17 protein-coding genes are annotated in these 17,956 nt (G+C 62.5%); 10 read left to right on the top strand and 7 right to left on the bottom strand.

What is annotated here, in order from left to right; all coding sequences use genetic code 11:
• Nucleotides 1-10: 10 nt before the first annotated feature.
• Nucleotides 11-661: a histidine phosphatase family protein gene (locus RA26_RS13380; protein WP_039184303.1), complete on the bottom strand. Its 651-nt coding sequence runs from the start codon at nt 659-661 to the stop codon at nt 11-13.
• 143 nt (nt 662-804) lie between these two features.
• Between RA26_RS13380 and RA26_RS13375 the strand changes: the two genes are divergently transcribed.
• Entirely contained in the window at nt 805-2,004 is a 1,200-nt protein-coding gene (locus RA26_RS13375) for a Zn-dependent hydrolase (RefSeq protein WP_039184302.1), read from the top strand.
• A 73-nt stretch (nt 2,005-2,077) separates the two neighbouring features.
• Here RA26_RS13375 and RA26_RS13370 read toward each other — a convergent pair whose 3' ends face one another.
• From RA26_RS13370 to RA26_RS13360, 3 genes are all read right to left on the bottom strand, one after another.
• A complete protein-coding gene (locus RA26_RS13370; RefSeq protein ID WP_039184301.1) occupies nt 2,078-2,305 on the bottom strand; it encodes a WGR domain-containing protein in 228 nt (75 codons plus the stop codon).
• A gap of 162 nt (nt 2,306-2,467) precedes the next feature.
• Nucleotides 2,468-3,172 carry a response regulator transcription factor gene (locus RA26_RS13365; RefSeq protein ID WP_039184300.1) on the bottom strand — a complete coding sequence of 235 codons (705 nt, stop codon included), beginning with the start codon at nt 3,170-3,172 and terminating at the stop codon, nt 2,468-2,470.
• Nucleotides 3,169-5,070: a hybrid sensor histidine kinase/response regulator gene (locus tag RA26_RS13360; protein ID WP_039184299.1), complete on the bottom strand. Its 1,902-nt coding sequence runs from the start codon at nt 5,068-5,070 to the stop codon at nt 3,169-3,171. Before RA26_RS13360 ends, RA26_RS13365 begins: the two co-directional genes overlap by 4 nt.
• Before the next feature lie 456 nt (nt 5,071-5,526).
• Between RA26_RS13360 and RA26_RS13355 the strand changes: the two genes are divergently transcribed.
• Nucleotides 5,527-7,491, top strand: a complete 1,965-nt coding sequence (locus tag RA26_RS13355) for an AMP-binding protein (protein ID WP_039184298.1) — start codon at nt 5,527-5,529, stop codon at nt 7,489-7,491.
• A gap of 53 nt (nt 7,492-7,544) precedes the next feature.
• On the opposite strand, the gene RA26_RS13350 is transcribed toward RA26_RS13355, so the two are convergent.
• The gene (locus RA26_RS13350) at nt 7,545-7,730 is read right to left on the bottom strand and encodes a hypothetical protein (RefSeq protein ID WP_019295098.1); all 186 of its coding nucleotides are present in this window, start codon (nt 7,728-7,730) and stop codon (nt 7,545-7,547) included.
• Between the two features lie 88 nt (nt 7,731-7,818).
• Between RA26_RS13350 and RA26_RS13345 the strand changes: the two genes are divergently transcribed.
• A complete protein-coding gene (locus RA26_RS13345; RefSeq protein WP_029204703.1) occupies nt 7,819-8,637 on the top strand; it encodes an ABC transporter ATP-binding protein in 819 nt (272 codons plus the stop codon).
• 102 nt (nt 8,638-8,739) lie between these two features.
• Nucleotides 8,740-9,726, top strand: a complete 987-nt coding sequence (locus RA26_RS13340) for a branched-chain amino acid ABC transporter permease (RefSeq protein ID WP_019295096.1) — start codon at nt 8,740-8,742, stop codon at nt 9,724-9,726.
• Between the two features lie 27 nt (nt 9,727-9,753).
• On the opposite strand, the gene RA26_RS13335 is transcribed toward RA26_RS13340, so the two are convergent.
• Complete coding sequence (locus tag RA26_RS13335; protein ID WP_039184297.1) at nt 9,754-10,086, bottom strand: SHOCT domain-containing protein; 333 nt, start codon at nt 10,084-10,086, stop codon at nt 9,754-9,756.
• Nucleotides 10,087-10,188: 102 nt separating this feature from the next.
• Here RA26_RS13335 and RA26_RS13330 point away from each other — a divergent pair, with 102 nt between their 5' ends.
• The 6 genes from RA26_RS13330 to RA26_RS13305 all read left to right on the top strand — a co-directional run bounded on the left by RA26_RS13330 (nt 10,189) and on the right by RA26_RS13305 (nt 17,003).
• On the top strand, nt 10,189-10,452 hold the full coding sequence (locus RA26_RS13330; RefSeq protein ID WP_039147757.1) for a hypothetical protein: 264 nt from the start codon (nt 10,189-10,191) through the stop codon (nt 10,450-10,452).
• A 74-nt stretch (nt 10,453-10,526) separates the two neighbouring features.
• On the top strand, nt 10,527-11,603 hold the full coding sequence (locus RA26_RS13325) for a branched-chain amino acid ABC transporter permease (RefSeq protein ID WP_039184296.1): 1,077 nt from the start codon (nt 10,527-10,529) through the stop codon (nt 11,601-11,603).
• Nucleotides 11,604-11,695: 92 nt separating this feature from the next.
• Entirely contained in the window at nt 11,696-12,979 is a 1,284-nt protein-coding gene (locus RA26_RS13320) for an ABC transporter substrate-binding protein (protein ID WP_039184295.1), read from the top strand.
• 117 nt (nt 12,980-13,096) lie between these two features.
• Nucleotides 13,097-13,933, top strand: a complete 837-nt coding sequence (locus RA26_RS13315) for an ABC transporter ATP-binding protein (protein ID WP_039184294.1) — start codon at nt 13,097-13,099, stop codon at nt 13,931-13,933.
• 17 nt (nt 13,934-13,950) lie between these two features.
• Nucleotides 13,951-15,168: a phenylacetate--CoA ligase family protein gene (locus RA26_RS13310; RefSeq protein WP_039184626.1), complete on the top strand. Its 1,218-nt coding sequence runs from the start codon at nt 13,951-13,953 to the stop codon at nt 15,166-15,168.
• A gap of 155 nt (nt 15,169-15,323) precedes the next feature.
• The gene (locus tag RA26_RS13305; protein ID WP_039184293.1) at nt 15,324-17,003 is read left to right on the top strand and encodes an ABC transporter permease; all 1,680 of its coding nucleotides are present in this window, start codon (nt 15,324-15,326) and stop codon (nt 17,001-17,003) included.
• 21 nt (nt 17,004-17,024) lie between these two features.
• On the opposite strand, the gene RA26_RS13300 is transcribed toward RA26_RS13305, so the two are convergent.
• Nucleotides 17,025-17,885, bottom strand: coding sequence for a CobW family GTP-binding protein (locus tag RA26_RS13300; RefSeq protein ID WP_039184292.1), 861 nt, complete (start codon nt 17,883-17,885; stop codon nt 17,025-17,027).
• Nucleotides 17,886-17,956: the final 71 nt, after the last annotated feature.

The following is a 17,956-nucleotide window of genomic DNA, read 5'->3' as shown; positions in this document are numbered from 1 at the left end:
CGTTCGTGTCTCAGAGATGTGTCTGGGCAAAATGCCGGTCCGGCGCTTCCAGATGCGGAACCGCGTTGAACAAAACCGGGCTCCAATGGCCGCCGATCGGGAACAGCCGGTGCATCGAGGTGTTCATCACCGCCAGGGCAATCCGGGCCATCCCCGTAGTGTCCAGCCCCATCGCCTGCCGCAGCGCCATCGAGATCAGCCCGCCGGAGGTCACCACCAAGGCCGGACCCTCGCCTGACGCGATCTCTTCCAGCGCCTGCCGGGTGCGGGTTTCGAATTGCGACCAGCTCTCGTAAGGCTCGGCAATGTCGCCGGCTGCCCAGGCGGCGAAGACCTTTGGCAGATGGTCGACAAACCCCTCACGCTCTTCCGGGATCGGCAGGTCGTGCTGATCGCGCATTGCCTCGGCAAGTGTGAAATATTCCATCTCGTTCAGCCGCGTGTCCTGCACCGGATCTGCAAAGCCCATTGAGGCTGCGGTTTCGATATGCCGGGTCAGCGTGCCGCAATAGACCCTCGGATGATGGCTGCCGCTGGCCCGCAGATGGTCTCCCAGCCAGGCGGCCTGCTGATGGCCCAGATCGCTGAGCCGGTCATAGCTGGCCTCGTCGCGGGCCTGGGTGTTGGCCTGGCCGTGGCGGATCAGCGTGATGTGGGACATGGGCGGGCGGCTCCGTTGTTACCGGGGGAGTCTTAGGGGAGCTTGCAGGCGGAGGAAAGGGCGGCTTGAAGCTGTGCCTGCTAAATTGATTGTGGGCGGGAAAGACATGGCGCAGTGTGCATCTGCCGGATTGGAGACCTGCCATGCCCCTAGACCCTCAGCGATTTCTCGATGACCTGCACAAGCTGCGCAGCTTTGGCGCGTCAGGTGCGGGCAAGGGAGTGGTGCGTCAGGCCTACTCCGATGCCGACATTGCCGCGCGCAATTGGCTGGCGGAACGGATGAAAGATGCCGGTTTAGAGCCGCATCTCGACCCGCTCGGCAACCTGTTCGGACTGGCGGACGCGAAGAGCCTGCTGCTGGGATCGCATAGTGACAGCCAGCCCGAGGGCGGCTGGCTGGACGGCGCGCTGGGCGTGATTGCCGGGCTGGAAATTGCCCGCGCAGCCAAAGAGGACGGCGGGCCGCCCATCTCCTGCGTCAGTTTCCAGGATGAGGAAGGTCGGTTCGGGGTGCTGACCGGCTCGGATGTCTGGAGCGGCAAGCTGACACTGGCGGAGGCTGACCGGTTTGCCGACAATCAGGGGAACACGCTTGCGGACATGCGCGGCCGGATGGCGGATCTGGCTAGGGATTTCCTGCCGCATGACAGGTTCACCGGCTTTCTTGAAATGCACATCGAGCAGGGTCCCTATCTGGAGGAAACCGGCCTGGCGATCGGAGTGGTGAGGGACATCGTCGGCATCCGGGACATGCGGATCTGTTTTGAGGGCAGGCAGAACCATGCGGGCACAACACCAATGCATCTGCGCCGGGATGCCTTTCAGGCGCTGACGTCATTCAATGCGGCTCTAAACAGCCGCTTTGCAAATGTGGTGACGCCTGCAACGGTTTGGACCATCGGCCATGTGGCGCTGCATCCCAATGCGTCTTCCGTGGTGCCGGGGCGGGCGGTGTTTTCCATGCAGTGGCGCGATGCGGATGCAGACCGTCTGGCGCGGATGGAGGAAATCATCAAGGAAACTGCACAGGAGATTGCAGCGGGTCACGGTGTAAAGGCAGAGTTCGGCCCGGTAATGGGGATAGAGCCGGCGGCAATGGATGCACGGTTTCAGGCGGAACTGGCTGACGCAGCGGAGGCGCTGGCCCCCGGCAAGTGGCAAAAGATGCCTTCAGGCGCGCTGCATGATGCGGCCAACCTGGCAACGGTGATGCCTGCAGCGATGCTGTTTGTCCCTTCGATTGGCGGTATCAGCCATGCCTTTGACGAAGATACCGAAGAGACTGACCTGGTGCTGGGTCTGCAGGTGCTGAACCGCGCTGCCCGGGTCTTGGCCGGGTGATCTCCCGCCTGTTTCCGGCCCTCCTGCCGGAGGCCCGTCACAGTTGGGCCGGGCGCCGCTGACGCGGCGCGGGTCAGGCCCGGCCGTAGCCGCGTTTGATCATCCGGTTGCGGTGCCTGTCGGCGGCCAGTGAGGCCTCGCGCAGGTTGCCGTAGATATTGATCACGCTTTGCCCGTTGCCGCCGGCCACACCCCATTCCCGCAGCACGGAGACTTCGGAAAACAGGTTCATCGCCAGCTCAATGCGGTAGAACCGCGACGGGCGCGAGGGGGCTTGGCGATAGAGCAGACAGGTGGCCATAGGGTGATTCTATGCCAAGCGATTCGCCCGGGCAAGAATCTCTGTGCGGTCCCACGATGGGCAATGACCCCGAACACCGGGAACCGCGATGCGCCTTTTCCGCTTCTGCCGTCCTTCAGAAGGAATGAAGAGCGCAGCGGCAGCCGTTCTGCCTTGTGGGTGTCAGGCCCAGTCCACATCTCCCAAAAAGATATAGCCTGCGCCATAGATGGTCTTGATCAGCCGCGGGTTCTTGGGGTCTTCGCGCAGCTTGGTGCGCAGCCTTGAGATGCGCACGTCCATCGCACGGTCAAAGCTGTCACCGGCTGCGCCGCCCAGCATCTCCTGCATCTGGGCACGGGAGATCAGCCGCTTGGGGCTGTCCAGGAACAGGCGCAGCACTTCACCCTCAGCGTGGGAAAACGGGGTTTCGCCGCCCTGCTCATCCTCCAGAACATAACGGTCGAAATGGGCGGTCCAGCCGGCAAACCGCGCGGTGTTGCCGGCGGGGGCCGCCGTTCGCGGGCCGGCACGCAGCCGGGCACGGACCCGGGCCACCACTTCTGCCGGATCAAAGGGCTTGGTGATGTAATCATCGGCACCCAGTTCCAGCCCGGTCACCCGGTCCTGAACCTGCGCCCGGCCGGAGATGATGATGACCGCCGCCCCCTGCTCCAGCGCCAGACGGTGCACCAGTGCCAGCCCGTCGGTATCGGGCAGCGACAGATCCACCAGGCAGACGTCCGGCGTCACCCGGTTCAGGGCTGCCTCGAATTCCCGCGCGCGTGCAAAGCTTTGGGTGCGAAAGCCCGCGTCCTCCAGCGTGTCGGTCAGGATCTGCCGGATTTCCGGCTCGTCATCCAGGATGGTGACCAAGGGCGATGTCATACGGCGGGCTCCGGTTGGATCAACTCAGACAGCTGGTGGATGGTGAAAGGTTTGCGCAAAACCGGGCCGCATTTCAATGCCTTGCGGAACAGCGGGTCGCTGACAGGCAGGGAGGTCATCAGGATGCACGGCAAGCCGGAGCCGTCGAGCCGGGCGGCCAAATCAACACCGGTTGCACTGCCTTCCAGCATGATGTCCGACAGCACCAGTGCAATGTCCGGCAGGTCAGCGGTCAGCGCGCAGGCCTCGTCCACGCTGGCAGCCTCAATAACCGAATAGCCAAGATCGATCAGCATATCCCGGAAGGCGGCCCGCAGTTCTTCGCTGTCTTCTACCAGCAGCGCCATACCGCCGCCGGCATCCGGCGCCGGGCGATAGGGGAGGCGCAGGGTGATCGCCGCGCCGGAAATGCCGTTGCCGATCCGCATGTCGCCGCCCGCAAGTTTTGCCATGTCATAGACCATCGGCAGGCCTAGGCCGGAGCCCTCGCTGCCTTTGGTGGTGAAGAACGGGTTCAGAGCTTTTCCCAGTGCTTCCGGCGAAAAGCCAGGACCAGTATCGGTGACGGTGATTTCAACCCATGTCTGGCCGACCGAGTGGGCACTGACAGTGATTTGGCCGGAGGTGCCGCAGGCGTCCCGGGCGTTCAGGATCAGGTTCAACAGTGCATCCTGCAGCTTGCCCGCGTCCAGCAGCAGGGCCTGATCCGGCAGATTGTCGAGAATGCTGAGCCCCAGCCCTTGCGGCAGAGAAGGCGACGCCAGCACTTTCAGTTCATCGAGCAGCGCGTGCATATCCGTCGCCTGCGGCCGCAGGGTGCGTTGGCTTGTCATCTCGGCAATCCGGTTCAGCAGCCGCCCGCCGCGCCGCGCTGCAGACAAGGTGCCTTGCACCAGTCCCCCGGCCTCGCCTTCCAGTCCCATCTTCTCCAGTTTGCCCTGCATGCCCAGAATGATGGTCAGCAGGTTGGAGAAATCATGTGCCAAGCCGCTGGTCATCTGCGCGGCCATTTCGCGGCGCCGAGCCTGCTGCAGCGCCACCCGGGCCTGGGTTTCCTCGGTCACATCCATCGACAGTATATAGACGCCACCCTGCTGGTCGGGGGTGAAGGCGACCCTGATGCGGCGGCTTCCGTGGCTTTCGGTGAACTCAAACACCGGGCTGCCGCCCTTATAGGCTGCCAGCAAATGCGGCTCGATCCGTTCAAACGCAGCCTCCCCCAGTGCGTCGGAGATATGCATTCCAAGAATGTCTGAGGGACGGCCCGGAAACACCGCGCTAAGGCGGCGGTTGGTATAGGTATAGTACCCGTCCGCATCCACATGGGCGATGTGGGCGGGCATCATTTCGGTTGTCAGGCGGGTGCGGCCCTCGATTTCCGTCAGCTGCCGTTTGGTCTCTTCCAGTGCAGTGTTGGCAGCCTCCAGCTGCCGGTTTGCGGCGGACAGGTCCTCGGTATGGGCAATCAGCTTCTCCGACAGCTCTTCGGACCGGGACCGCAGCAGCTGTTCAGCGCGCTTGGCCCGGGTGATGTCCGTATAGACGGTGACCCAGCCGCCCTGCGGCAGCGGCGAGCCTTCGATCGATATCATCTGCCCGTTGGGGCGCTCACGCTCCAGGTAATGCGGCACGAAATCCAGCGCCTGCTCCACCCGGCTTTGAACGATCTCCTCGATATCCGTTTCCGGCGCATATTCCCCGGCCTCTGCGAGAAAACGGATAGTCTCGGCAAAGGAGGCTCCGGGCTGCACCAGATGATCCGGCAGATTGAACATTTCCTGAAAGCGCCGGTTGCTGACCGACAGCCGCAAGTCGTTGTCATAGATCGACAGTGCCTGGGCGATCAGATTCAGCCCGGCAGTGGTCATTGCGGCGTTCTGTTTGCTTGTCCGGTTCATGGCTCTCCCCGGTTCATGGCTAGCACCGGGACGGGTGCGGGGCAAATTGCCATTCGGCCGCGGGGAAAGAGGTGCCTGTGCGTCAGGATGGATAGTCGCCTTTGGGTTGCTGGGTGCAGAGCGCAGCGTTCGGGGGCGTCAGGCTTGCCAGGCCGGGCGTTTCAAGAATCGTCTGATCGTGATTGATTCGAAACATCATCTTTTTGTTCGCATCCCGCGCGAATGCGCTTGGCTGGTTAATATCCAGCGTAAGGTTTGGCCTGAGAGGGGTGTGATCGGCCGGCGTAACAGTCTTAAAAACAAAGGTATTTAGGCTGTTACAATTCGTAAGATTTGGGAAAACATCAGGAAAAAGTTGACGCGCTACTCTACCGCTGTCCCTAATCGGGGCCAGAGCCGCGGGCAGCGGCCAGTCCGGCAGTAACGCCGGAAAGGGAGGAGAGAAAGTTGGCTCAGATGCAGACGGGCGCCCAGGGTATGCAATCCCTGCCGGCGCTGCTTCAACGCAATGCGGCGCAATTCGCAAACGCGCCGGCCTACCGGGAAAAGGAATTCGGCATCTGGCAATGCTGGACCTGGTCCGAGACGGCAAAGGAAATCGAGGCGCTGGCGCTGGGTCTCATCAACCTTGGCGTGAAGGAAGGCGACTTTGTCGCCATCATCGGGCGCAACCGTCCCTATCTCTACTGGTCGATGGTTGCCGCTCAGGCGGTGGGCGCTGTGCCGGTGCCGCTCTATCAGGACGCGGTCGCCGAGGAGATGGCCTATGTGCTGGGTCACTGCGGCGCGCGCTTCGTGATCGTTGGAGATCAGGAGCAGGCCGACAAGGTGATCGAGATCCAGGATCAGCTGCATCAATTCGAGCATATGATCTACCTCGATCCGCGCGGCATGCGAAAATACGACCACACCCAGCTGCACCAGTTCAGCCACATCCAGGATCAGGGCCGGGCGGCTCATGATGAGCTGATTGGCGAGTTGAACAAGCGCCAGACCAAGCTGGACTACGACAGCACCTGTGTAATGCTGTATACCTCCGGCACCACCGGCAAGCCCAAGGGTGTGGTGCTGTCGAACCGCAACGTGGTTCAAAGCGCCAAGAACTCTGCCGAGTTCGACCATCTGACCCAAGGCGAGAACATCCTGTCCTACCTGCCGATGGCCTGGGTGGGCGACTTCATCTTCTCGATCGGCCAGGCCTACTGGTGCGGTTTCTGCGTGAACTGCCCGGAAAGCCAGGACACCATGATGACCGACCTGCGCGAGATCGGGCCGACTTATTTCTTTGCACCGCCGCGGGTGTTTGAGGGCCAGCTGACCAACGTGATGATCCGGATGGAGGACGCAGGCGCCCTGAAGCGCAAGATGTTCCACCATTTCCTGGCGCACGCAAAGAAGGTTGGCGGCGACATCCTGGATGGCCGCCCTGTGGGCCTGATGGACCGCCTGAAATACGCGCTGGGCAATGTGCTGGTCTATGGCCCGCTGAAGGATACGCTGGGCTATGGCCGCATCCGCGTGGGCTACACCGCCGGCGAGGCGATCGGGCCGGAGATCTTTGATTTCTACCGTTCTCTGGGCATCAACCTGAAACAGCTGTACGGCCAGACCGAGGCCACCGTTTTCATCACTGTTCAGCCTGATGGCGAAGTGCGGGCTGATACCGTTGGCGTGCCGGCGCCGGAGGTCGAGATCAAGATCGATGACAGCGGCGAGATCCACTACCGCTCGCCCGGAACCTTTGTCGAATACTTCAACAACCCGGAGTCCACTGCCTCAACCAAGGATGCAGAGGGCTGGGTTGCGACCGGCGATGCGGGCTTCTTCGAAGAGGGCTCGGGCCACCTGCGGATCATCGACCGCGCCAAGGACGTGGGCAAGATGGCCGACGGCAGCATGTTTGCGCCCAAGTATGTGGAAAACAAGCTGAAATTCTACCCGGATATCCTGGAAGCGGTGCTGTTCGGCAATGGCCGCGACCGCTGCGTAGCTTTCATCAACATCGACCTGACGGCGGTCGGCAACTGGGCGGAACGCAACAACATTGCCTATGCTTCCTACCAGGAACTGGCAGGCCATCCGCAGGTTCTCGAGTCCATCCGCTCGCATGTGACTGAGGTGAACAAATCAGTGGCAGAGGATCCGATGCTGTCGGGCTGTCAGGTGCACCGCTTTGTGGTGCTGCACAAGGAACTGGATGCCGATGACGGTGAAATGACCCGCACCCGTAAGGTGCGCCGCCGCATCGTGGAGGAGAAATTCGACGATATCATCACCGCTCTCTATGACGGCTCCGAACAGGTCTCGACAGTGACGGAAGTGACCTATGAGGACGGCCGCAAGGGCTCCATCAAGGCGACGCTGACCATTGTCGACGCGGAGGTGAAACCGGGAGCGGTTCACAAGGTGGCCGCAGAATGATGCACGTTTCACCGGATAATTTCCCGCCCCGTGCCGGGCAGGCCGGGCCGCCCTCAGATCAGGTCGGGGTTGAGGCCGGGATTGTAGGCCGTGTTGACCACCTGCTGAATCTTGAAGGGGGAGCTGAACCCGTGAGTCTGCTCCATGATGGAGGCCAGGCTTTCGGATTGGCTGAGGCCCATCTGCTTGCATTCAAGTGCCATCTTCAGAAGGCAGGAATGCTCAAGTTCGCCGAACATAACGTCGATCTCCTTGCTGCTCGTTTTAAACAAGTATCGCACGGAAATCTTAAAATTTCTATGCGGCAGAAATATGGAGGCCGTTGTTATGCTTGACAATTCCTTAAGCTATGTGACCGACGACGGCCGCACCATCGGCGGTGTGGTGATGGAAATGAAGAACATCACCCTGCGCTTTGGCGGTGTGGTGGCGATCCAGGACATCTCCTTTGACATCCGCGAGGGCGAAATCCGCGCGATCATCGGCCCGAACGGTGCCGGCAAGTCGTCGATGCTGAATGTGATCTCCGGCTTCTATGTGCCGCAGGAAGGCGAAGTGCTGTTCCACGGCAAGAAGCGCCCGCCGATGCGCCCCTATGAGGTCGCCCGACAGGGCATTGCCCGCACCTTCCAGAACATCGCGCTGTTCGAGGGCATGAGCGTCCTGGACAACGTCATGACCGGGCGCCTCAACTATATGAAAACAGGCCTGTTTTCGCAGGCCCTGTGGAAGGGGAAGGCCGAGGCCGAAGAGACCGAGAACCGCGAAGTGGTGGAGCGGATCATCGACTTTCTGGAGATCCAGCACATCCGCAAGACCCCTGTTGCGCGGCTGCCCTATGGCCTGAAGAAACGGGTCGAACTGGCGCGGGCGCTGGCGGCGGAACCAAAGCTTTTGCTGCTGGACGAACCGATGGCCGGCATGAACGTCGAGGAGAAGGAGGACATGTCCCGCTTCATCCTGGATGTGAACGACGAGTTCGGCACCACCATTGCGCTGATTGAGCACGACATGGGCGTTGTGATGGACCTCAGCGACCGGGTCGTGGTGATGGATTACGGCAAGAAAATCGGCGACGGCACCCCGGATGAGGTGCGCAACAATCAGGATGTGATCGACGCCTACCTGGGGGTCAGCCATGACTGAGTTGCACCGCAGCAACACCCGGCCCCGGCAGGGTGACATCCGTACACCCCCTGTGCACCCCTTGTGCACCGCCGCAGTGCAGAATTCCGAGGAGAGCCTCTAATGCCCGAACAACTCGTCTTTGCGATGGAAGTGACGCTCAATGGCCTGATGGCGGGCGTTCTCTATGCGCTGGTCGCGCTGGGGTTTGTCCTGATCTACAAGGCCTCCGGCATCTTCAACTATGCCCAAGGCGTTCTGGCGCTGTTTGCGGCGATGACGCTGGTGGGGATCATGCAGGGTCAGGTGCCGTTCTCGCATCTGATCAACGCGGTCTTTGGCGGCCATGTCACCCACTTCGGATGGAATGTTCCGGGCGTCGTGGCAATCGCGCTGACGGTCGCGGTGATGGTGCTGCTGGCCTGGCTGGTGCAGGTGCTGGTGATGAAGCATCTGGTCGGGCAGGAGCCGATCATCCTGTTCATGGCCACCATCGGTCTGGCCTATTTCCTGGAAGGCGTCGCCGACCTGATGTGGGGTTCTGAGATCAAGACGCTGGACGTCGGCCTGCCGCAGGGCATCAACCTGTGGATCGACGAGACCACCTTCAACATCTTCGGCTACGGCTTCTTTATCGACAATCTGGATATCGTGGCGACGGTGATTGCAGCGCTGCTGGTGGCGGGTCTGGTGGCCTTCAGCCAGTACACCAAGCAGGGCCGGGCAATGCGCGCGGTGGCGGATGACCACCAGGCAGCGCTGTCGGTTGGCATTTCGCTGAACTTCATCTGGGTACTGGTGTGGTCGGTTGCCGGGTTCGTGGCGCTGGTTGCGGGCATCGTCTGGGGCACCAAGTCCGGCGTGCAGTTCTCGCTGTCGCTGATCGCGCTGAAGGCGCTGCCGGTTCTGATGCTGGGCGGCTTCACCTCGATCCCCGGCGCCATCGTTGGCGGCCTGATCATCGGTGTGGGCGAGAAGCTGTTCGAATTCGCGGTCGGCCCGCTGGTGGGTGGCGCGACCGAGAACTGGTTTGCCTATGTGCTGGCGCTGCTGTTCCTGGTGTTCCGTCCGCAGGGTCTGTTCGGGGAGAAGATCATTGAACGGGTCTGAGACTCATATGATCTGCTCCCGGCACGCTCAGCCCTCGAGCCGGCGGAAGGCGGCGACAACGATGGCGGCGCAGACCGTGGCGACCAGAGTAAAGGCGATGGTGATGTTGCCGATCAGCTGCCCGGCCACAAAGGTCAGCAGCCCGGCCATCAGCAGCCCGATCATCACGGTACCCCACGGGCCGGGCGCTGCTTTGGAAGCCTGCCGCCGCGGCGGTTCAAACTCAAAGGGCGGCAGCACGGTTGCATCCTCCACCGTTTCCAGCAGCCGGCCCTTGGCCTTGGCAAATTCGGCCTCGGATATGTCGCCCTTCTTCCGCGCGGCCTCCAGCCGCCGGATTTCCTCTAAAATCACGGTCATTGGTTCCACTCACTCTACCCAAGCGCAGGGTTCCACAAAGAAGTGGGCAAAATATGTCCAAGCCCGGAAATCTGACAAAGTGGTTAATGCCGGGGGTGCGGCATGACCAAGCTGATCGCCGTGATCAACGTCATTGCCTGGGCCGGTTTCTGGGCCTTCGGCTACCTGGCGCTGACCGCGGAAAGCTACAGCGAAACCCAGGTGGTGACGGCGGCGCTCTTGGCCTCCGCCGGGCTGATCACAGGGATCATCGCCTATTTGCGGCTGGTGCGCGGCAGCGAACGCAGCGGCTATGCCAAACCGTCGAACAGGATGACGCGCGATCAGCGCGACGCGGCGCAGGCCCAGTGGGGGCAAATCGAATGAGCGCCGCAGCAACCAACAACAGTATCCGCGCAGGCAACAGTGCCAACGCGCAAAAGAAAGGGAGCATCTGAGACATGTTCTACCGTGAAGCCGGGGATTTCAAAGTCTCCTATGCCGATGACAGCCAGACGTTTCCGATCAAGTTCGACCGTTACCGGTACTATGTCGTGCTGGCGGTTGCGTTCGGCCTTATCCCCTTCCTGATCAATGACTACTGGGCCAATGCGATCCTGCTGCCCTTCCTGATCTATTCGATTGCAGCCATCGGGCTGAACATCCTGGTCGGCTACTGCGGGCAGGTCAGCCTCGGCACCGGCGGGTTCATGGCAGTGGGTGCTTATGCCTGCTACAAGCTGATGACCGCCTTCCCGGAGGTCAGCATGTTCATTCATGTGATCCTGGCGGGCGGCATCACCGCGTTTGTCTGTGTGCTGTTCGGCCTGCCGTCCCTGCGCATCAAGGGCTTCTACCTGGCGGTGGCGACGCTGGCGGCGCAGTTCTTCCTGGTGTGGCTGTTCAACCGGGTGCCGTGGTTCTACAACTATTCCGCCTCGGGCCAGATCAACGCGCCGGAGCGTGATACCTTCGGCATCATCATCACCGGCCCCAACGCGCCGGCCTGGGCCACCTATCTGTTCTGCCTGATCTTCCTGGCCGTCTGCGCACTGATTGCCCGCAACCTGACCCGCGGCACCGTGGGCCGGACCTGGATGGCGATCCGCGACATGGACATCGCTGCCGAGATCATCGGGGTAAACCCGCTGAAAGCGAAACTGACGGCCTTTGCGGTCTCCGGCTTCTTCATCGGGATTTCCGGCGCGCTGTTCTTTGCGGTGTACCTGGGCGCGGTCGAAGTTGGCGAGGCCTTCGGCATCCAGAAATCGTTCCTGGTGCTGTTCATGGTGATCCTGGGCGGGCTGGGGTCGATCTTCGGATCCTTCGCAGGTGCGGCTTTCCTGGTGCTGCTGCCGGTGATCCTCAAGGTGGTTGGCGTCGATCTTCTGAACTGGCCCACCGATATCGTGGCGCATTTCCAGCTGGTGATCGTGGGGGCGCTGATCATCGTCTTCCTGATCGCGGAACCGCACGGCATGGCGCAGCTGTGGCGCGTCGCCAAGGAAAAACTGAGACTGTGGCCTTTCCCGCACTGATGCGGGCGGCCTCGAGAGCTGGCGGGGAGAAAAGTAAGACCACCCCCGTTTTTGGAAACCATCGGATAAGACCAAAGGGAGGATTTAAGCCGATGAAAAAGACACTGACCACACTGGCGCTGGGCGCCGCGATGGCAGCCGGTCCGGCAATGGCGGACCTGGTGTTCCCGGACCTCAGCTACCGGACCGGGCCTTATGCGGCGGGCGGCATCCCGTTCTCGGACGGCTACAACGACTATTTCACCCTGCTGAACGAGCGCGATGGCGGCATCGGCGGCGTTAAGGCCAAGGTGATCGAATGCGAGACCGGTTATAACACCGAGAAGGGTGTTGAATGCTATGAATCGACCAAGGGCCAGGGCGCGCTGATCTATCAGCCGCTGTCCACCGGCATCACCTATCAGCTGATCCCCAAAGTGACCGCGGACAACATCCCGCTGCACACCATGGGCTATGGCCGGACCTCGGCTGCCAACGGTGAAGTGTTCAGCCATGTGTTCAACTACCCGGCCAACTACTGGAACGGCGCCTCGGGCGTGGTGAACTACCTGCTGGAATCCAATGGCGGCGACATCAGCGGCAAGAAGATTGCGCTGATCTACCACAATTCCGCCTATGGCAAGGAGCCGATCCGCACCCTGGAAGAACTGTCCAAGAAGCACGGCTTTGAGCTGATTGCTCTGCCGGTCGACCATCCCGGCCAGGAGCAGAAATCGCAGTGGCTGCAGATCCGCCGTGACCGTCCCGACAACGTCGTGATGTGGGGCTGGGGCGTGATGAACCAGGTGGCGATCCAGGAAGCCGCCAACATCCGCTTCCCGATGGAGAACTTCATCGGCGTTTGGTGGTCCGGTGCCGAGCATGACGTGATGCCGGCAGGTGACAAGGCCGACGGTTACAAGGCTGTAACCTTCCATAACGTGGGCCGCGACTTCCCGGTGTTTGACGACATCCAGAAGTACGTCGTTGATGCGGGCAAGGCCGCGGGCGCCGGCGATCAGGTGGGCAACGTGCTGTATAACCGCGGCATGTACGCGGCGATGCTGGCAGCAGAGGCCGCCAAGACCGCTCAGGAGATCCACGGCACTGCGGACATCACCGCTGCGATGATGCGCGACGGCATGGAAGCGCTGGTGATCGATGAGGCCAAGATGGAAGCGCTGGGGATGCCGAACTTCGGCCCGAGCTTCAACGTCTCCTGCGAGAACCACGGCGGCCCCGGCCTGGTGGGCGTGACCCAGTGGGATGCGGAGAGCAAGACCTGGTCGCTGATCTCGGACTTCAAACCGTCCGACACCGAAGTGATCGGCAAGCTGATCGAAGAAGACTCTGCCGCCTACGCGTCTGAGAACAACATCGAGCCCGGCTGCAGCTAAGGGCTCTCTCCGGCCCTGCCTTGGCGGGGCCGGGAACAAACGGTGCGGCGGGGAGCCGCCGCGCCACGCAAACAGGGTCCCGGACAAGAACCGGGACAGGCATGAGGATACGCTTTGATGCTGGATGCAGCGAACACCGCCGAGGTGCAGGCCGAGACCCTGCTGGAGGTCAACAATATCGAGGTGATCTACAATCACGTGATCCTCGTTTTGAAGGGCGTGAGCCTGAATGTGCCAAAGGGCGGCATCACGGCGCTGCTGGGCGGCAACGGGGCCGGTAAAACCACGACGCTCAAGGCAATCTCGAACCTGCTGCATTCGGAACGCGGTGAGGTCACCAAGGGTTCGATCAAGTACCGCGGCGCGCATGTTCATGAGCAGGACCCGGCGGAGCTGGTGAAAAAGGGCGTGATCCAGGTGATGGAGGGCCGCCACTGCTTTGAGCACCTGACGGTGGAGGAAAACCTGCTGACCGGCGCCTATACCCGCCGCGACAGCGGTGCCGACATTCAGAAAGACCTGGAGATGGTCTATCACTATTTCCCGCGCCTGAAGGAGCGCCGCAAGTCGCAAGCTGGTTATACCTCCGGCGGCGAGCAGCAGATGGTGGCGATGGGCCGGGCGCTGATGTCGCGGCCGGAGACGATCCTGCTGGACGAGCCGTCGATGGGCCTGGCGCCGCAGCTGGTGGAGCAGATTTTCGAGATCGTGAAATCGATCAACGAGCAGGAGGGCGTGACTTTCCTGCTGGCCGAGCAGAACACCAACGTTGCCCTGCGCTATGCCCATTACGGCTACATCCTGGAATCGGGCCGGGTGGTGATGGACGGCCCCGCGGCGGAGCTGCGGGAGAACCCGGATGTGAAGGAATTCTATCTCGGCATGTCGGATGAAGGGCGCAAGAGCTTCCGCGACGTGCGGTCCTACCGCCGCCGCAAGAGGTGGCTGAGCTGATGCGGGGAGACGAAGTGATGAGCTTTTTTGATACGCTTGAAACCCGCAGCGAAGACGAGCGCGCCGCCGGCCTGGCCCAGGCGCTGCCGGAGCAGATCGCCCGCGCCAAGTCCGCCCCCGGCTACGCCAGCCTGCTGGACGGGGTGGACCCGGCTGCGGTGACCTCGGCAGGAGCGCTGGCTTCATTGCCGGTGCTGCGAAAATCCGAGCTGAGCCGCGCCCAAGCCGCGCATCCGCCTTTTGGCGGCTTCACGGTGAAGCCTGCAACCGGCTTTGCCCATATCTTCCAGAGCCCGGGCCCGATTTATGAGCCGGGCGGGGTGGACGGCGACTGGTGGCGGATGGGGCGGTTCCTGAATGCTGCTGGCATCGGCCAAGGCGATGTTGTGCAGAACTGCTTTGGCTATCATCTGACGCCTGCAGGCATGATCTTTGAAAACGGGGCACGAGCGGTTGGCGCAGCGGTGCTGCCGGCTGGCACCGGCCAGACCGAACTGCAGGTGACGGCGGCGCATGATGTGGGTGCCACCGCTTACGCCGGGACACCGGATTACCTGAAAGTGATCCTGGACAAGGCCGATGCGATGGGTGTGGAGCTGATGTTCTCCAAGGCCGCGGTGGGCGGCGGCGCACTGTTCCCCAGCTTGCGCCAGGAATATGCCGACCGCGGAATTTCCTGCCTGCAGTGCTATGCCACAGCCGATCTGGGCAATATCGCCTATGAAAGCCCGGCGATGGAGGGGATGATTGTCGACGAGCATGTGATCGTCGAGATCGTCACCCCCGGCACCGGTAACCCGGTGGCGGCGGGTGAGGTCGGCGAGGTTGTGGTGACAACGCTCAATCCCGATTACCCGCTAATCCGCTTTGCCACTGGTGATCTGTCGGCGGTTATGCCGGGTGTCTCGCCCTGCGGCCGCACCAACATGCGGATCAAGGGCTGGATGGGACGCGCCGATCAGACCACCAAGATCAAGGGCATGTTTGTGCGCCCGGAGCAGGTGGCGGCGCTGGTTGAGAAGCATGACGAGATCGTCAAGGCGCGGGTGATTGCCAGCCGCGATGGCGAGATGGATGCGATGACTGTGCAGATCGAAGCCAAGGGCGGTGATGAGGCGGCCTTTGCCCGGTCAGTGGCCGAGGTGCTGAAGCTCAAGGGCAAGGTCGAGGTGGTGGCGCCGGATGCGCTGCCCAAGGACGGTCTGGTGATCGAGGATCAGCGGACCTACGACTGAGACCGTCATGGAAGCAGTTGATGCGGGCGCCTTTATCCGGCGCCCGTTTGCTGTTTTGGAAGGGCCGGTCCGTGCCGCGCTTTCGGCTGGAATTTCTGACTGGAATAGTCGAAATAGGGCGGTGAGACCTATCAGCTGGACCCAGACTGCCGCACATGACCGCTGCCAATGATCCCATAGAATACGCGCCGCACGGGCGCCGCCGCGGCGGCAGGACCGGGGGCGGGGTCTTTGCCGTGCTGGCCTGGGCTGTGGCGCTGTCCTGCCTGCTGCCGATGGTGGCGGTGGCGCTGGCGGCGGCCTTTGGCGGCACGGAAACCATCCGCCATCTGGCTGAGACCGTGTTGCCGGGGTACTCGCTGACGACGCTGGCCCTGGTGGCTCTGGTGGGGCTGGGAACCTTTGCCATCGGAACCGGGGCGGCCTGGCTGGTGACGATGACGCGGTTCCCCGGTGTCCGGCTGTTGGAGGTGGCGCTGGTGCTGCCGCTGGCCTTTCCAGCCTATGTGCTGGCTTATGCCTATACCCACATCCTGGATCACCCCGGCATCGTGCAATCCGCCTTGCGCGAGGTGACGGGCTGGGGGCCGCGGGACTACTGGTTCCCGGAGATCCGTTCCACTGGCGGGGCGGCGGCGATGCTGGTGCTGGTGCTGTACCCCTATGTTTATCTGCTGGCGCGGGCCGCCTTCATGCAGCAAAGCGCAGGCGCCTTCCTGGCGGCACGCGCGCTTGGCAAGAACTCCTGGCAGGCGTTTTGGCTGGTCAGCCTTCCGATGGCGCGGCCGGCCATTGCCTCGGGCGTTTTGTTGGCGGTGATGGAGACCATCGCGGACTTTGGCACGGTTAGCTACTTCGGGGTGCAGACCTTTGCCACCGGCATCTATACCAGCTGGTTCTCGCTGGGCGACCGCGGTGGAGCGGCGCAGCTGGCGCTGTGCCTGCTGGGGTTCGCGCTGACGCTTGCGGTGGTGGAGCGGGCGACGCGCGGGCGGGCGAAATACCACCACGCGGGCAAGCACCACAACCAGATGCCGCCGGCAGAGCTGAGCGGGATCAAGGCGGCGGTGGCCGTGTTCTTCTGCGCGGTGCCGGTGGTGCTGGGTTTTCTGCTGCCGGTGGCGGTGCTGTTTGCGATGAGCTTTGACTCCGAACAGAACTTGTTCAGCCGCCGCTACATCGATTTCACCACCAATTCGATCACTTTGGCCACGGCGGCGGCAGTGCTGACCGTGGCGGCGGCGGTGTGCCTCGGCTTTTACCAGCGGCTGCGGCCCGGCCGGGTGTCTGCTGCCGCGGCCTATTTCGCGCGGCTGGGTTATGCGGTGCCGGGCGGGGTGATTGCGGTGGGGCTGATCGTACCCTTTGCGGCGTTTGACAACGCGCTGGATGGCTGGATGCGCGAAGCCTTCGGCATCCGCACTGGCCTGCTGGTCACCGGTTCGATCTGGCTGCTGGTTGCGGCCTATGGCGTGCGGTTCATGGCGGCGGCGCTTGGCGCCTATGAGGGCGGGCAGGCGACGATGCATTCCAACATGGATGCGGCTGCGCGGTCGCTGGGGCAGGGACCGATGGGGATGCTGCGCCGCGTGCATCTGCCGATCTTGACGCCCAGCCTGCTGACAGCGCTGCTGATTGTCTTTGTCGATGTCATGAAGGAGCTGCCCGCGACATTGATCATGCGGCCCTTCAATTTCGACACGCTGGCGGTGCAGGCGCACAGGCTGGCGGCGGACGAACGGCTGGAAGGCGCCGCTGTGCCGTCTCTGGTGATCATGGCGGTGGGGCTGCTGCCGGTGATCCTGATCTGCCGCCAGGTGGGGCGGCGGCGGTAGAGTGCGGCGGCTTGGGGCGGTCTATGCCACCCACCACGCCTCTATTTCTTCGCGGGAAACCCGGTTGGCCGGGCCAAGGCCGACCAGGAGCGTTTCCTCCGCCTCGCAGCGTTTCGCTTCAACATGGCGGCCCACCACATGCAGCTCATAGGCACCGCCGCTGGTCAGTACAAAGCCCTTCATCCGGTAAAGCCCGGCAGGGCGTTCTGCCAGTTTGTCACCAAGGGCGCGGCGGTCCAGAACGGTGCCGCTGCGGTGCTGCCAGGTGGTGTAGGCCGGATGCGCCGCAACCGCGCGGCCCTTGGGCAGCGGCACCACGTCGAACAGCAGCTCTGCCACGGGTGAGCCGTTCAGCACCGTAGGGGTGCGGGCGCCGGCCTTGTCGAGCAGCGCAGCGAGCGGATCACCGATCCCGTCGCATTTGGTGGCAATCACCAGGTCTGCGGCGCGGATCTGTTGTTCTGCCTGCGGTGCAAGCAGCGGGTCATTCAGCAGGGTTGCGGCATTTTCTGCATCCACCAGGGAGACAATGCCGCCGTAGCTGAGGCCGGATTCATTCAGGACCGAATTGGCGATGGCAACCGGGTCGGAGATGCCGCTGGCCTCGATCACCAGGTGGTCCGGGCGCTCAGGGCGGTTCAGCACCTCGCGCAGGGCCAGCGCAAGGTCATCGCCCATGGTGCAGCAAACGCAGCCGTTGGTCAGGGCAATCTTGCCGCCATCGGTTTCCCGGATCAGCGCGTCATCAATGTTGACGGCGCCGAAATCGTTGACGATCACCGCCAGTTTCAGCCCGTGGTCTTCTGCCAGGAGGCGGTTGATCAGGGTGGTCTTGCCAGCGCCCAGATAGCCGCTGATGATTGTGACCGGCAGCCTGTTCATGCGCTCTGACCCTTTAGGGTGAGACGTCCGTTCAACCGCATGATTCCTCCCAAAACGACATTTTTCAATGC

It is taken from the genome of Leisingera sp. ANG-M7, assembly GCF_000813965.1.
Lineage (GTDB): Bacteria > Pseudomonadota > Alphaproteobacteria > Rhodobacterales > Rhodobacteraceae > Leisingera.
This window is presented reverse-complemented; position numbering and strand designations above follow the sequence as displayed.

Bases quoted from the DNA above. Each gene is read 5' to 3' on its own strand.
- RA26_RS13325 (WP_039184296.1), top strand. From the start codon at position 10,527: ATGTTCTACCGTGAAGCCGGGGATTTCAAAGTCTCCTATGCCGATGAC.
- RA26_RS13335 (WP_039184297.1), bottom strand. From the start codon at position 10,086: ATGACCGTGATTTTAGAGGAAATCCGGCGGCTGGAGGCCGCGCGGAAG.
- RA26_RS13345 (WP_029204703.1), top strand. From the start codon at position 7,819: ATGCTTGACAATTCCTTAAGCTATGTGACCGACGACGGCCGCACCATC.
- RA26_RS13355 (WP_039184298.1), top strand. From the start codon at position 5,527: ATGCAGACGGGCGCCCAGGGTATGCAATCCCTGCCGGCGCTGCTTCAA.
- RA26_RS13375 (WP_039184302.1), top strand. From the start codon at position 805: ATGCCCCTAGACCCTCAGCGATTTCTCGATGACCTGCACAAGCTGCGC.
- RA26_RS13315 (WP_039184294.1), top strand. From the start codon at position 13,097: ATGCTGGATGCAGCGAACACCGCCGAGGTGCAGGCCGAGACCCTGCTG.
- RA26_RS13350 (WP_019295098.1), bottom strand. From the start codon at position 7,730: ATGTTCGGCGAACTTGAGCATTCCTGCCTTCTGAAGATGGCACTTGAA.
- RA26_RS13370 (WP_039184301.1), bottom strand. From the start codon at position 2,305: ATGGCCACCTGTCTGCTCTATCGCCAAGCCCCCTCGCGCCCGTCGCGG.
- RA26_RS13360 (WP_039184299.1), bottom strand. From the start codon at position 5,070: ATGAACCGGACAAGCAAACAGAACGCCGCAATGACCACTGCCGGGCTG.
- RA26_RS13305 (WP_039184293.1), top strand. From the start codon at position 15,324: ATGACCGCTGCCAATGATCCCATAGAATACGCGCCGCACGGGCGCCGC.
- RA26_RS13365 (WP_039184300.1), bottom strand. From the start codon at position 3,172: ATGACATCGCCCTTGGTCACCATCCTGGATGACGAGCCGGAAATCCGG.
- RA26_RS13330 (WP_039147757.1), top strand. From the start codon at position 10,189: ATGACCAAGCTGATCGCCGTGATCAACGTCATTGCCTGGGCCGGTTTC.
- RA26_RS13380 (WP_039184303.1), bottom strand. From the start codon at position 661: ATGTCCCACATCACGCTGATCCGCCACGGCCAGGCCAACACCCAGGCC.
- RA26_RS13310 (WP_039184626.1), top strand. From the start codon at position 13,951: ATGAGCTTTTTTGATACGCTTGAAACCCGCAGCGAAGACGAGCGCGCC.
- RA26_RS13320 (WP_039184295.1), top strand. From the start codon at position 11,696: ATGAAAAAGACACTGACCACACTGGCGCTGGGCGCCGCGATGGCAGCC.
- RA26_RS13300 (WP_039184292.1), bottom strand. From the start codon at position 17,885: ATGAACAGGCTGCCGGTCACAATCATCAGCGGCTATCTGGGCGCTGGC.
- RA26_RS13340 (WP_019295096.1), top strand. From the start codon at position 8,740: ATGCCCGAACAACTCGTCTTTGCGATGGAAGTGACGCTCAATGGCCTG.